The following is a 13,652-nucleotide window of genomic DNA, read 5'->3' as shown; positions in this document are numbered from 1 at the left end:
GGGACGGCGGCGATGATCTCGCGCGGCGGGGTGTAGATCTTGTTGTGGCGGCCCAGGTAGCAGGGGTCGTGGTAGGTGATGATGCCCTCGACCGGCGTGACCGGGGTCAGCTTGCCCTCGTCCACCAGGTGCTGGAGCAGCTGGGTGTGGTGGATGACCTCGTAGTCGCCGCCGATCTGCGGGTACTCGTTGCCGATCGTGTTGAGGCAGTGCGGGCAGGTGGCGACGATCTTCTTCGCCGACTTCGGCTTCCTCGACTCGGGCGTGACGTTGCCGTCCTCGTCCATCTCCTCGCCGAACGCCATGTTCAGAGCCATGACGTTCTCCATGCCGAGCTCCTGGAACAGGGGCTCGTTGCCGAGGCGGCGGGCGGAGTCACCGGTGCACTTCTCGTCGCCGCCCATGATCGCGAACTTGACGCCCGCGATGTGGAGGAGTTCGGCGAAGGCCTTGGTGGTCTTCTTGGCCCGGTCCTCCAGGGCGCCCGCGCAGCCGACCCAGTACAGGTACTCGACCTCGGTGAGGTCCTCGATGTCCTTGCCGACGACCGGGACCTCGAAGTCGAGCTCCTTGAGCCATTCCAGGCGCTGCTTCTTCGCCAGTCCCCAGGGGTTGCCCTTCTTCTCCAGGTTCTTGAGCATGGTGCCCGCCTCGGACGGGAACGCGGACTCGATCATCACCTGGTAGCGGCGCATGTCGACGATGTGGTCGATGTGCTCGATGTCCACCGGGCACTGCTCGACACAGGCACCGCAGGTGGTGCAGGACCACAGCACGTCCGGGTCGATGACGCCGTTCTCCTCGACGGTGCCGATGAGGGGGCGCTCGGCCTCCGCGAGGGCGCCCGCCGGGACGTCCTTCAGCTGCTCCTCGGACGCCTTCTCCTCGCCCTCCATCGACTTGCCGCCACCGGCCAGCAGGTACGGCGCCTTGGCGTGCGCGTGGTCGCGCAGGGACATGATCAGCAGCTTCGGGGAGAGCGGCTTGCCCGTGTTCCAGGCCGGGCACTGCGACTGGCAGCGGCCGCACTCGGTGCAGGTGGAGAAGTCCAGCAGGCCCTTCCAGGAGAACTGCTCGACCTGGGAGACGCCGAAGACGTCGTCGTCACCGGGGTCGGTGAAGTCGATCGGCTTGCCGCCCGAGGTCATCGGCAGCAGACCACCCAGCGACGTGGCGCCGTCGGCGTTGCGCTTGAACCAGATGTTCGGGAAGCCCAGGAACCGGTGCCACGCCACACCCATGTCGGTCTTGAGGGAGACCGTGATCATCCAGATGAAGGAGGTCGCGATCTTCAGACCGGCGAAGAAGTAGGTGAGGTTCTGGAGCGTGGAGAGGTCCAGGCCCTCCAGCGCCGAGACGACGGGGTACGAGATGAAGAAGGACGCCTCGTAGCTGTCGACGTGGTGCATCGCGCCCTCGAGGGCGTGCAGCATGAAGATGCAGACGCCGACGATGAGGATGACGGTCTCGACGAAGTACGCCTGGCCGGTGTTGGAGCCCGCGAAACGGGACTTGCGGCCCGGCCGGTCGGGGCGGGAGAGCTGCCGGACGGCGATGAGCAGCAGGATGCCGAGCACGGTCATCGTGCCGATGAACTCGACGAAGACGTTGTACGGGGGCCAGTCGCCGATGACGGGCAGCAGCCAGTCGGCCTGGAAGAGCTGACCGGTGGCGTTCACGATGGTCAGCAGCAGCGTGTAGAAGCCGATCGCCACGAACCAGTGCGCGAAGCCCACGATGCCCCAGCGGTTCATCCGCGTATGGCCGAGGAACTCCTTGACCACCGTGACGGTGCGCTGCACCGGGTCGTTGGTCCGGGACCCGGCGGGCAAGCGCTGGCCGAGCATCATGAAGCGGACGATCTGCAGGACGGCCCGGCCGAACAGCGCGGAGCCGACGGCCATGAGGACCAGCGACACGATGATCGCGGCGAGTTGCATGGGGACTCCTCGAACCTGCGAGGGGTTCTTCGATGAGATTACTAAGCGGTAACTTATGCAGTCCGTCTGAGACTACCCGTATCCTCCGCCGCACTGTAGCCAGGCGCTCGGTGATCTGCGTCGCTGAGGCGGCCCTCAGTGATCACCCGCACACCGCCCCTGAGCTGGCCTCGCGCGGTGGAGAGCCTCTCACGCCCCCATGCGCGCGCGGCGCGCCGACCTGCTGCGTCATTCATACCAAATCATGACACTCCCCTAAATTGGTCCCGTGCTCTACGGGATCGCCGCGGCCGCCGCGGCTCTGTTCCTCGCCGCCCTGCTCGCGGGCCTGCCGCGCGCCCCCGCGCTCCGCTCCGGCCTGGTCGAACGCCGCCGCGGCAGGCCCGTGCCGCTGCTCGGCGGAGTGGCCGCCCCGCTCGCGACCGTCGCGGTGGCCGTGACGGGGGAGTCGGCTCCGTGCTGACCCGCGCGGGGCGTGGTCCGGCCGGCTCCGCGGGCGTGCTGTTCGCGCTGAGCGCGGTGGCCTTGGCGGACGTGGTGCCGGTGCTGTTCTCGCGGCGGCCGGCCGGGCGTCCGCCGCTGCGCGGCGGCCCCGGCCGTCTCGCCCCCCGGCTGCGGCGGCCCGGGCTCGCCCCTCGCGGTGACGGCGGTCCTCGGGGCGGCGGCGGCCTCGGGGGCGCTCGTCGGGGTACTCGTGCACACCGGAATCTTCGACGCGACCGCCGCGCTCCGGGTGGCGGGCGGGGCTGCGGGGGCGGTGCTCGCGCTGCTTCTTCGACCGGTCGTGCGGCGTAACTCAAGGGTATCGTCGCAGGTCACAGGCCCCTTGCGTGTAAGGAACGGATAAGAGTTGAGTCCCTGTGACTCAGGTCTGTTGACCGATAGGGGACCGTCATGCACACTTGAGTCCGTTCCACTCAAGTCAGCTGGAGGAATCAACCATGGCACGTGCGGTCGGCATCGACCTGGGCACGACTAACTCCGTCGTCAGCGTTCTTGAAGGCGGCGAGCCCACCGTCATCACCAACGCAGAGGGCGCCAGGACCACGCCGTCCGTCGTCGCCTTCGCGAAGAACGGCGAGGTGCTCGTCGGCGAGGTCGCCAAGCGGCAGGCGGTCACCAACGTAGACCGCACCATCCGCTCGGTGAAGCGCCACATGGGCACCGACTGGAAGATCGAGCTGGACGGGAAGCCCTTCAACCCGCAGCAGATGTCCGCGTTCATCCTGCAGAAGCTGAAGCGCGACGCCGAGGCCTACCTGGGCGAGAAGGTGACCGACGCGGTCATCACCGTCCCGGCCTACTTCAACGACTCCGAGCGTCAGGCGACCAAGGAGGCCGGTGAGATCGCGGGCCTCAACGTCCTGCGCATCGTCAACGAGCCGACCGCCGCCGCGCTGGCGTACGGCCTCGACAAGGACGAGCAGATCATCCTGGTCTTCGACCTCGGTGGCGGCACCTTCGACGTCTCGCTGCTGGAGATCGGCGACGGCGTCGTCGAGGTGAAGGCGACCAACGGTGACAACCACCTCGGCGGTGACGACTGGGACCAGCGTGTCGTCGACTACCTGGTGCAGCAGTTCAAGTCCGGTCACGGCGTGGACCTCGCCAAGGACAAGATGGCCCTCCAGCGCCTCCGCGAGGCCGCCGAGAAGGCCAAGATCGAGCTGTCCTCCTCCACGGAGACCTCGATCAACCTGCCCTACATCACCGCCTCCGCCGAGGGCCCCCTGCACCTCGACGAGAAGCTCACCCGCGCCCAGTTCCAGCAGCTGACCGCGGACCTGCTGGAGCGCTGCAAGACGCCGTTCCACAACGTCATCAAGGACGCCGGCATCTCCCTCAGCGAGATCGACCACGTCGTCCTCGTCGGCGGCTCCACCCGTATGCCCGCCGTCGCCGAGCTCGTCAAGGAGCTGACCGGCGGCAAGGACGCCAACAAGGGCGTGAACCCGGACGAGGTCGTCGCCATCGGCGCCTCGCTCCAGGCCGGTGTCCTCAAGGGTGAGGTCAAGGACGTCCTGCTCCTCGACGTGACCCCGCTGTCCCTCGGTATCGAGACCAAGGGCGGCATCATGACCAAGCTCATCGAGCGCAACACCACGATCCCGACCAAGCGGTCCGAGATCTTCACGACGGCCGAGGACAACCAGCCGTCGGTGCAGATCCAGGTCTACCAGGGCGAGCGCGAGATCGCGGCGTACAACAAGAAGCTCGGGATGTTCGAGCTGACCGGTCTGCCGCCCGCCCCGCGCGGTGTCCCGCAGATCGAGGTCTCCTTCGACATCGACGCCAACGGCATCATGCACGTGACCGCGAAGGACCTGGGCACGGGCAAGGAGCAGAAGATGACCGTCACCGGCGGCTCCTCGCTGCCGAAGGACGAGGTCGACCGGATGCGCCAGGAGGCCGAGCAGTACGCGGACGAGGACCACCGCCGTCGCGAGGCCGCCGAGACCCGCAACCAGGGCGAGCAGCTCGTCTACCAGACGGAGAAGTTCCTCAAGGACAACGAGGACAAGGTCCCCGGCGAGGTCAAGACCGAGGTCGAGGCCGCCGTCGAGGAGCTGAAGACCGCGCTCAAGGGCGAGGACACCGCCGAGATCCGCACGGCCACCGAGAAGGTCGCCGCGGTCTCCCAGAAGGTCGGCCAGGCGATGTACGCCGACGCCCAGGCCGCGCAGGCCGCCGGCGGCGCCGGTGCCGAGACCCCGAAGGCCGACGACGACGTCGTCGACGCCGAGATCGTCGACGAGGACCGCAAGGACGGTGCCGCGTGACGGAGGAGACCCCGGGCTTCGAGGAGAAGCCCGACGTCCCCTCCGGCGCCACCTCCGACGACGCCGAGCCGAAGGCCGACTCCCCCGCGAACGCGGAGGGGGCGGCCCCGGCCGGGGACTCAAGCAGCGACGCGGGTCTGGTGGCCCAGCTGGACCAGGTCCGCACCGCGCTCAACGAGCGCACGGGCGACCTCCAGCGCCTCCAGGCCGAGTACCAGAACTACCGCCGCCGGGTCGAGCGTGACCGGATCACGGTCAAGGAGATCGCGATCGCGAACCTCCTGACCGAGCTCCTGCCCGTGCTCGACGACATCGGGCGCGCGCGGGACCACGGCGAGTTCGTCGGCGGCTTCAAGTCCGTCGGCGAGTCGCTGGAGACCGTCGCCGCCAAGATGGGCCTCCAGCAGTTCGGCAAGGAGGGCGAGCCCTTCGACCCGACGATCCACGAGGCCCTGATGCACTCCTACGCCCCGGACATCACCGAGACGACCTGCATCGCGATCCTCCAGCCGGGGTATCGCATCGGCGAGCGCACCATCCGCCCCGCGCGGGTGGCCGTCGCCGAGCCGCAGCCGGGCGCGCAGGGCGTCAAGTCCGAGGCCGACGAGAGCGCGGCGGGCGACGACAAGGACAACGGCCCTGAGGAGGGCTGACGTAGAGACCGGACGGAAGGAGGGACGTCGAGGGTGAGCACCAAGGACTTCATCGAGAAGGACTACTACAAGGTTCTCGGCGTCCCCAAGGACGCCACCGAGGCCGAGATCAAGAAGGCGTACCGGAAGCTCGCCCGCGAGTTCCACCCGGACGCCAACAAGGGCAACGTCAAGGCCGAGGAGCGCTTCAAGGAGATCTCCGAGGCGAACGACGTCCTCGGCGACCCCAAGAAGCGCAAGGAGTACGACGAGGCCCGCGCGCTGTTCGGCAACGGCGGTTTCCGCCCGGGGCCGGGCGCGGGCGGCGGCTCGTTCAACTTCGACCTCGGCGACCTCTTCGGAGGCGGCGGCGGTGCGCAGCAGGGCGGCTTCGGCGGCGGCTTCGGCGATGTGCTCGGGGGCCTGTTCAACCGGGGCGGTGCCCCCGGCGCCGGCACCCGGACGCAGCCCAAGCGCGGCCAGGACATCGAGTCCGAGGTCACGCTGAGCTTCACCGAGGCCATCGAGGGCGCTACCGTCCCGCTGCGGATGTCCTCCCAGGCCCCGTGCAAGGCCTGCTCCGGCACCGGCGACAAGAACGGCACGCCCAGGGTGTGCCCGACCTGCGTCGGCACCGGGCAGGTCGCCCGTGGCTCCGGCGGCGGCTTCTCGCTCACCGACCCCTGCCCGGACTGCAAGGGCCGCGGCCTGATCGCGGAGAACCCCTGCGACGTCTGCAAGGGCAGCGGCCGGGCCAAGTCCTCGCGCACCATGCAGGTCCGCATTCCCGCCGGGGTCTCCGACGGGCAGCGGATCCGGTTGCGCGGCAAGGGCGCGCCCGGTGAGCGCGGCGGTCCGGCCGGCGACCTCTATGTCGTCGTCCACGTGGGCGAGCACCCGGTGTTCGGCCGCAAGGACGACAACCTGACCGTGACCGTGCCGGTGACCTTCGTGGAGGCCGCGCTCGGCGGCGAGGTGCGGGTGCCCACGCTGGGCGGCCCGGCCGTCACCCTGAAGCTGCCCGCCGGTACGCCCAACGGCCGCACGATGCGCGCCCGCGGCAAGGGCGCGGTCCGCAAGGACGGCACCCGCGGGGATCTGCTGATCACCGTCGAGGTGAGTGTCCCGGCGGAGCTGTCGGGGAAGGCTCGTGACGCACTGGAGGCGTATCGCGAGGCGACCGCGGCGGACGAGGACCCGCGGGCGGACCTGTTCGAGGCCGCGAAGGGAGCATGAGCCAGATGGACGGCCGTCGACGCAACCCCTATGAACTGACCGAGGAGACCCCGGTCTACGTCATCTCGGTGGCGGCCCAGCTCTCCGGCCTGCACCCGCAGACACTGCGCCAGTACGACCGCCTCGGCCTGGTCTCGCCCGACCGCACGGCCGGGCGCGGCCGCCGCTACTCGGCCCGTGACATCGAACTGCTCCGTCAGGTGCAGCAGCTGTCGCAGGACGAGGGCGTCAACCTGGCCGGCATCAAGCGGATCATCGAACTGGAGAACCAGGTCGCGGCCCTGCAGGCCCGGGTCGCGGAGATGGAGGCGGCGCTCGACGGGGCCGCCGCGGCCATGCGTCAGCGCGAGGCCGCGGTGCACGCCTCGTACCGGCGAGATCTGGTGCCGTACCAGGAGGCGCAGCAGACCAGCGCGCTGGTGGTGTGGCGGCCGAAGCGCCAGCAGCCGGGGGACTGATCCGAAGGCTGTGCACGGCAGGGGCCCGGAGGTTCTCCCGAACCTCCGGGCCCCTGCCGTGTGCCTCGTGCCGGCGGCCTCCGCCGCGGGTGATCGTCGTGTGGCGGAAAACCGAACACCGTTTGTGATCATGACGCGCGTAGAAAGCGATCGCTTGTGCAGGGATTTCGCTCTGTCTTCACATACTGAACGGAAGGTGATGTTGCCATCTCGTTAAGTGATAACTCTTGACGCTGAGTGTGGCGCCGCGTTGTCTTTTCAGTCACCTGGGCGTGATGTCGCGCCCATGTCCGTAACACACCGAAGTGAGCCCCTGAATGCGTCGTATCGCCATGACCGCGGTCGCGTCCGCGCTGACCCTCTCGCTCGCCGGCTGCGGCGTTCTCGACGCGACCGGGGGCGGCGACGAGGCGAGCCCCACCAGGGGCAACGACATCAAGGTGGGCCTGCTGCTGCCGGAGAAGGTCAACTCCCGGTACGAGAAGTTCGACTACCCGATCATCAAGGCCAAGGTCGCCGCGCTCACCAACGACAAGGGCGACGTGGTCTACGCGAACGCCGAGCAGAACGCGGACAAGCAGGAGAGCCAGCTCGAGAAGATGATCGCCGACAGTGTCGACGTCATCCTGCTCGACGCCGTCGACTCGCACGCGATAGCGGGCGCCGTGCAGCGCGCCAAGGACGCCGGCATCCCGGTCATCGCCTACGACCGTCTGGCCGAGGGCCCGATCGACGCGTACATCTCCTTCGACAACGAGCTCGTCGGCGAGGTGCAGGGGCGCACGCTGCTGGACGCGATGGGGCCGCGGGTCGACTCCTCCGACAAGATCGTCATGATGAACGGCTCGCCCACCGACCCCAACGCCAAGCAGTTCAAGAACGGCGCCACGTCGGAGCTGAACGGCAAGGTGACGATCGCCAGGTCCTACGACACCAAGGACTGGGACCCGAAGAATGCCCAGGCCAACATGACCGAGGCGATCAACGCGGTCGGCGCGGGCAACATCGCCGCCGTCTACTCGGCGAACGACGCCATGGCCGGCGGCATCATCAAGGCGCTGGAGGCCGCGGGCGTCACCGACCTGCCGCCCATCACCGGGCAGGACGCCGAGCTGGACGCGGTGCAGCGCATCGTCTCCGGCGAGCAGTTCATGAGCGTGTACAAGTCCTACCCGGCCGAGGCCGAGGCCGCCGCGGAGATGGCGGTCGCGCGGGTCCAGGGGCGTGACATCCAGTTCGACGCGCTCACCCGTGACAAGGTCGTCAGCCCGACCCAGGAGAAGGTCCCGGCCCAGCTGGTCGGCGTGGTCGCGCTCACCCGCGAGAACATCGCGGAGACGGTGATCGCCGACGGCATCTACAAGATCTCCGAAATCTGCACGGCCGAGTACAAGGACGACTGCGAGGCGATCGGCCTCATCTAGGCCCTCGGGGTCGCCGGACGCCGGATCTGGGCCCGCCACAGCACCCTGGCGGCCTGGATCCGGTTGCGGACCAGCAGCTTGCCGTAGATCGTGCGGATGTGGTCCTTCACGGTGTGCGTGCTGATGCCGAGCCGGTCGGCCACCACCGTGTTCGAGACGCCCTCGGCGAGCAGTTCCAGGATCTCCGTCTCCCGCACGCCGAGCGTGCCCAGCCGCTGCCGGGCCTCGGCGGACTCCTCGGTGGCCCGGCCCGGCCGTACGAAGGCGTCCACGACGAACCGCGCGGCACCGGGAGTCAGCGCGACACTGCCGGCCGCGGTGGCCCGCACGGCCCAGTGCAGATGCGCGACGGCGTCCGCGCGTAACAGGATGCCGCGCACGTCGTGACGCGACAGCGGACCGGTGGCCCGCTGCGACAGACGGCCGAGCAGCACGGTCCGCGCGGGGCCGGGCGACGGGCCGGACCGAAGGGCGTTCAGCGCCTCCTCGGGGTCGTGGTGGCTGTCCACCAGCACGTGCGGACGGATGGCCCGCACCGGCTGCGGCGCCTGGTCGGCCCGCCCCTCGCCGACGGCCCAGATGCCGCCGTCGCCCTCCAGTACCTTCCTGACCTGCGCGCGTTCCGGTGACGTACGGCCGAGGACGCCCACGCGTATCACGTTCCGTCGTCCTCTCGGTTGGCTGACGGACTGATTGCCTGGCGGCGGAGACACGCGGGGGACAGGCATCACCCCGGCGCTCGCCGGGTGGCGCACCGTGAATCGCCGCATTCCGTGCGAGGGTCGACGGCGGGCCGGGCGGGCGTCTCCGCGGGGCCGGCCCGTAAGCCCGTACGACGGCGACGCCCCTGGGGTGCCATGGGCGGCCGCCGGAAGCGGCCGGCCTCCGCCCGCCCAGCATGCCCACGGCGTCCGAGCCGTCGCCACCTTCAGCTTGTTGCACGAGGATGTTCATGGGGCGTGGACGTACCCGCGCGAAGCGGTGGTTTCCGGTGCTCACCCCAGGGGGAGCCGTGTTGCGGGAGCCGACCCGCGCCGCGCATAGTTGCGCTGCGAGACGCGGGAGTCGGGGGTGGGACGGGCGATGGCCGGGCACGGGACGGAGGAGCACCCGCACGGTGCCGACCGGCTGTGCGCTGCCGGGGACCGCGTCTACTCCCGTGCCGTACGGCGCGGCAGGGTGCCCCGCAGCGACGCCGACCACGTCTCCTGCCTCCTCGACCTCGCCCTGCTGCACCCCGACCCCGCCGACATGGCCTGGCTGGTGCCGACCGCGCCCCAGGAGGTCATGAAACGGCTGCTGCGCGGGGTCTACGACGAGGTCAGCGCGAGCCAGGGGCGTGTGGGCGCGGCGGTGGCCGCCGTGGAACGGTACGCCGGACTGGGCGCAGGCGATCCGCGGCCGGCCGTCGGCGAGGGCGCGGCGATCCGCGTCCTGGACGGCCCGGCCCGCATCCAGGCGGCCCTGGACGAGGCCACCGAGGCCTGTACGGCGGAGGTGCTCACCGTGCAGCCCGGCGGCATCCGCCGCGAGAACGAACTGACCGAGGGGCTGCACCGGGCCCTGGCCCTGCGCGCCCGCGGGGTGCGCATGCGCGACCTGTACAACCATGTCGCCCGGCACGGCCAGGGACTGCTGCACTACCTGGAGCTGATGGGCGACGCCGTCGAGGCGCGCACCCTGGACGAGGTCATCGACCGGCTCATCCTCTTCGACCGCACGGTCGCCTTCATCCCCGCCAACCCCGAGCGCACGGTGGCCCTGGAGCTGCGCCACCCCGGCCTGGTCGCCTACCTGGTGACGGTCTTCGACCGGCTGTGGCGTACGGCGGTGCCGCTGACCGAGAGCATCCCCGAGCCGCGCATCGAGGGCGTCTCCCACCGCGAGCAGTCCATCGCCGCGCTGCTCGCCGAGGGGCACCAGGACGCCGCCATCGCCGAGCGCCTGGGCATCAGCGTGCGCACCTGCCGTGCCCATATCGCCCGTCTCGCGGAGACGCTGGGCGCGGCCAGCCGTACCCAGCTCGGTGTCCGTATCGCCCAGGTCGGCCTGGACGGGGCGCCGCCCGACTCCTCCGCGGACTCCTCCCCGGGTGTCACGCTTCCCGATCCAGGATCGCCGAGCGCGCGATGAGATAGCCGAGCTGCGCCCGGCTGTCGCTGCCGAGGGTGGCGGCGAGCTTGGCGATGTGGACGCGCGCGGTACGGATGTTCATGCCGAGCCGGTCGGCGATGACGGCGTCGGTGTGCCCCTCCACGAGCAGCGCGGCGATGGCCCGCTGACGCGGGGTGATCCCGTCCAGCGTGGGCTGCTCGACGGCCTGCGGGTACATGGGGGTGGCCAGGCGCCACAGCCGGTCGAAGGCGGTCGCCAGATAGTCCACGAGCGCGGGGACGCGCACTTCGAGCGCGAGAGAGCCGTCCCGGTCGCCCGGGATGAAGGCGACCGCCCGGTCCACGATGATCAGCCGGTCCGTGATCTCGTCCAGCGTGCGGGCCTCGGCGTCGCCGCGCAGTTGCTCGTAGCGCGCGGCGACGAGCGGCATGTGCCGCTGGGTGTGCTGGTAGAGCGTGCGGATGCGCAGCCCGCGGTCCAGCAGCGCCTGGTCGCGCTCCAGCGCCACGGCCTGTGCCCGCTCGCCCCGGGTGCTGCTGTAGTTGCTGTTCGGCTGCACGCACAGCACTTCGTCGGCGGCCTCGGTCATCGCCTCGGTGATCGCCAGGTTGATCCGCTCGGTGCCGCTGAGCACGGTGATCGCGGGGTTCTCCGGGGGCGCGGCCGGCCGGCCGTCCAGGCGCATCAGCCGCTCGAACATCTCGGCCAGCCGTGTCTCGCGGTGGCGCTGCTCCGCGATGGCCTGGGCGGAGGACCGCAGGAGGCGGTGCAGCGCGAGCGCGGGGGCGGCCGGTTCCAGCCGGCCGGGGTCCGTGACCGCCGGATGCAGCAGCCCGAAGTCCAGCAGACAGGGCGCGGCTTCGGCCTCCTCGCCGCTCACATGCCCTTCCAGCAGGGCCCGTTCGTACAACTCGGTTCCGGCGGGGCACAGTTGGTCCACCCCGTGGTCCGGATGTGGCGCAGGGGTCACGCGTGTGCTCCCTCCTGGTCGAGGTTGCCGGATCCGGCGATGAGATAGCCGAGTTGTGCGCTGCTCGTCGTGGTGCCGGCATGCATCAGCGACTCGAGAGTCTCGGCCATGTGTGCGGCGCGTTCCCGTTCGTCGGCGACGCGCTGTTCGGAGGAGCGCAGGGTGCGGTGCAGGGCGGGGGCGACGGGTTCCAGCCGGTCCGGGTCGGTGACGGCGGGTCGCAGCACTCCGAGGCCGAGGACGCGGGGGGCGGCTTCGGAGGCCGGGCCGGTCACCGACCCGGACCGCAGGGCATGGGCGTACAGCTCACGGCCCGGTTCGCACAGTTCGTCCGCGCGATGGTCGTGCCCTCGAGTCGGCATTCAGTGATCCCGTTCCAGGATCCCCGACTGCGCTATGAGGAAGCCGAGTTGGGCGCGGCTGCCGCTGCCCAGGGCGGTGGCGAGCTTGGCGATGTGCGCCCGGCAGGTGCGGACGTTCATGCCGAGCCGGCGGGCGATGGCCTCGTCGACGTGACCCTCCACCAGGAGTTTGGCGATGGAGTACTGGATGTCGGTGATGCCGTCGGGGTCGGTCTCGTAGGGCGTGCCGGTGTGCAGGGGGACCGCCCGGCCCCACATGAACTCGAACACCTTGATGAGATAGCGCACCAGGCCGGGGTGGCGCAGTTCCAGGGCGACCTGGCGGTCGTCGCTGATGGGGATGAAGGCGACCGCCTCGTCGCAGATGATGAGTCGCTCGACCAGTTCGTCGATGGTGCGGTACTCGACCTTCCCGTTCGTGAACTGGTCGACATAGGCGAGTCGCTCGGGGCTGTACCGTGCGGTGTGCTGGTAGAGGGTGCGTATACGGACACCGCGTTCGATCAGAGGTTTGTCGCGTTCCAGCGCCTCGGCGAGCCTGTGCTCCGGCAGGCGGAAGCTCGGCTGGACGGTGAGCATCTCTTCCCGGCACTGCGCCGTCGCGAGGTCGAGTGCCGCGTTGATGCGGTCGAGCCCCTCCAGGACGGTGATCGAGTGGGAGGAGGCGGGCTCTTGGGCGCTGAGAGCCATGAACGGTTCGAATGCTTCGGCGAGTTCCACCGATAGCCTTCTCCGCTCGGTGATCTCGCGTTCAATGGGATTGAGCCGCTCGGCGAGGGCGACGAACGGAGCGACGGGGCGCAGCCAGTTCGCGTCGTCCGGATCGGGGTGGAGCAGCGCGAACTCCATCAGGCAGGGGACGGATTCCACGTCGGTCCGGCTGATGCGTCCCGTGCGCAGCGCTTGGGCGTAAAGACGTCCCCCGTCCTCACAAAGCTCAGTCACTGCATGGGGATGCGTAGATTTAGTCCGATTCGTCCCCAAAACTCCACCCCCCAGGGTCCTGAACATGCAGGAACATGATGCACCGATTGTGTGGCCATGACGTGCCTGAATGAGCCATCGTCTTATCCGACGGGGGAAGAGGGGACCTTCAAGTGAGGACGAAGCCGACTATGCGTAAGAGAATGCTTCGCTCGGTGCTGGTCGCCGCCTTCTCCGCCGTTGTGGCTCTCGGTACTCTGGGCGGCTTCTCCGGTACGAAGGGTGGCGAGCGGGCGGACAGTTCCTGGGCGGTGGGGCCCGCTGTGGTGAGAAGTGGCGATGTGTCCACCGGCGCCGACGACAGCTCGTGGGGCTGACATGACAACTCCACCGGACGACCGCTCCTTCCGCCGCGAGATGGCGACCGCCTACCGCTCCGGCTGGCACTTCATCGACCTGGTCACCGCTCTCCCCCACAACGGTGACTCCCTGATGGTGACCGTCTTCGGAGAACCGGTGGTCGTCACCCGGGACGAGGACGGCGACGTACGGGCGTACCGGTGCCTGCGTCGTCCCCGAGGGGCGCCGCAGCCCGTGCGGTGTGCCATCCGCTACGGAATGATCTTTGTGAACCTGGACCAGCGGGACCACCGGCTGGCGGACCCCAAGACCGCCCCCGAACCACGAACCATCTCGGCCACCCCCCGCAGTGCCTGACGCGATTCCCCCGTCGTAACAGATCGCCTCAGGCGCTTCCCCCCGCAGCGGCGTCACCGTGACCTGAACACGGTGACGCCGCTGCAGTTTCACG

General features: G+C 69.7%; 14 protein-coding genes. 9 read left to right on the top strand and 5 right to left on the bottom strand.

The window, feature by feature from the left end; all coding sequences use genetic code 11:
- On the bottom strand, window positions 1-1,940 hold a 1,940-nt coding region (locus tag ACFYR0_RS21805; protein ID WP_389330347.1), incomplete at its 3' end, for a (Fe-S)-binding protein.
- Window positions 1,941-2,208: 268 nt separating this feature from the next.
- On the opposite strand from ACFYR0_RS21805, the gene ACFYR0_RS21800 reads away from it, so the two are divergent.
- The 6 genes from ACFYR0_RS21800 to ACFYR0_RS21775 all read left to right on the top strand — a co-directional run bounded on the left by ACFYR0_RS21800 (window position 2,209) and on the right by ACFYR0_RS21775 (window position 8,470).
- Window positions 2,209-2,403 carry a hypothetical protein gene (locus ACFYR0_RS21800; protein WP_389330344.1) on the top strand — a complete coding sequence of 65 codons (195 nt, stop codon included), beginning with the start codon at window positions 2,209-2,211 and terminating at the stop codon, window positions 2,401-2,403.
- A 478-nt stretch (window positions 2,404-2,881) separates the two neighbouring features.
- Complete coding sequence (gene dnaK, locus ACFYR0_RS21795) at window positions 2,882-4,720, top strand: molecular chaperone DnaK (protein WP_386386216.1); 1,839 nt, start codon at window positions 2,882-2,884, stop codon at window positions 4,718-4,720.
- Entirely contained in the window at window positions 4,717-5,373 is a 657-nt protein-coding gene (grpE, locus tag ACFYR0_RS21790; RefSeq protein ID WP_389330341.1) for a nucleotide exchange factor GrpE, read from the top strand. Before dnaK ends, grpE begins: the two co-directional genes overlap by 4 nt.
- 33 nt (window positions 5,374-5,406) lie before the next feature.
- Window positions 5,407-6,588 carry a molecular chaperone DnaJ gene (dnaJ, locus tag ACFYR0_RS21785; RefSeq protein ID WP_389330338.1) on the top strand — a complete coding sequence of 394 codons (1,182 nt, stop codon included), beginning with the start codon at window positions 5,407-5,409 and terminating at the stop codon, window positions 6,586-6,588.
- Window positions 6,589-6,593: 5 nt separating this feature from the next.
- A complete protein-coding gene (locus ACFYR0_RS21780; protein ID WP_389330381.1) occupies window positions 6,594-7,046 on the top strand; it encodes a heat shock protein transcriptional repressor HspR in 453 nt (150 codons plus the stop codon).
- Window positions 7,047-7,363: 317 nt separating this feature from the next.
- Window positions 7,364-8,470 (top strand): sugar ABC transporter substrate-binding protein, encoded by a 1,107-nt coding sequence (locus ACFYR0_RS21775; protein WP_389330335.1) that lies wholly within the window; start codon window positions 7,364-7,366, stop codon window positions 8,468-8,470.
- Here the strand turns inward: ACFYR0_RS21775 and ACFYR0_RS21770 are convergent.
- Window positions 8,467-9,129: a LuxR C-terminal-related transcriptional regulator gene (locus tag ACFYR0_RS21770; protein ID WP_389330332.1), complete on the bottom strand. Its 663-nt coding sequence runs from the start codon at window positions 9,127-9,129 to the stop codon at window positions 8,467-8,469. The genes ACFYR0_RS21775 and ACFYR0_RS21770 overlap by 4 nt on opposite strands.
- A 424-nt stretch (window positions 9,130-9,553) precedes the next feature.
- On the opposite strand from ACFYR0_RS21770, the gene ACFYR0_RS21765 reads away from it, so the two are divergent.
- The gene (locus ACFYR0_RS21765) at window positions 9,554-10,603 is read left to right on the top strand and encodes a LuxR C-terminal-related transcriptional regulator (protein ID WP_389330378.1); all 1,050 of its coding nucleotides are present in this window, start codon (window positions 9,554-9,556) and stop codon (window positions 10,601-10,603) included.
- Here the strand turns inward: ACFYR0_RS21765 and ACFYR0_RS21760 are convergent.
- Genes ACFYR0_RS21760 through ACFYR0_RS21750 form a run of 3 tightly spaced genes read right to left on the bottom strand, consistent with a single transcriptional unit; the run spans window position 10,566 to window position 12,928 of the window.
- The gene (locus ACFYR0_RS21760; RefSeq protein ID WP_389330329.1) at window positions 10,566-11,555 is read right to left on the bottom strand and encodes a LuxR C-terminal-related transcriptional regulator; all 990 of its coding nucleotides are present in this window, start codon (window positions 11,553-11,555) and stop codon (window positions 10,566-10,568) included. The genes ACFYR0_RS21765 and ACFYR0_RS21760 overlap by 38 nt on opposite strands.
- On the bottom strand, window positions 11,552-11,917 hold the full coding sequence (locus ACFYR0_RS21755; RefSeq protein ID WP_389330326.1) for a hypothetical protein: 366 nt from the start codon (window positions 11,915-11,917) through the stop codon (window positions 11,552-11,554). Before ACFYR0_RS21755 ends, ACFYR0_RS21760 begins: the two co-directional genes overlap by 4 nt.
- Window positions 11,918-12,928 (bottom strand): helix-turn-helix transcriptional regulator, encoded by a 1,011-nt coding sequence (locus ACFYR0_RS21750; RefSeq protein WP_389330323.1) that lies wholly within the window; start codon window positions 12,926-12,928, stop codon window positions 11,918-11,920.
- A 104-nt stretch (window positions 12,929-13,032) separates the two neighbouring features.
- On the opposite strand from ACFYR0_RS21750, the gene ACFYR0_RS21745 reads away from it, so the two are divergent.
- Window positions 13,033-13,218, top strand: coding sequence for a hypothetical protein (locus tag ACFYR0_RS21745; protein ID WP_389330320.1), 186 nt, complete (start codon window positions 13,033-13,035; stop codon window positions 13,216-13,218).
- 1 nt (window position 13,219) lies between these two features.
- Window positions 13,220-13,558: a hypothetical protein gene (locus tag ACFYR0_RS21740; protein ID WP_389330317.1), complete on the top strand. Its 339-nt coding sequence runs from the start codon at window positions 13,220-13,222 to the stop codon at window positions 13,556-13,558.
- Window positions 13,559-13,652: the final 94 nt, after the last annotated feature.

It is taken from the genome of Streptomyces sp. NPDC005017, from assembly GCF_042873115.1.
Lineage (GTDB): Bacteria > Actinomycetota > Actinomycetes > Streptomycetales > Streptomycetaceae > Streptomyces.
Note: the sequence above shows the minus strand (reverse complement) of the source record. Positions and strands in the feature narration are given on the sequence as shown.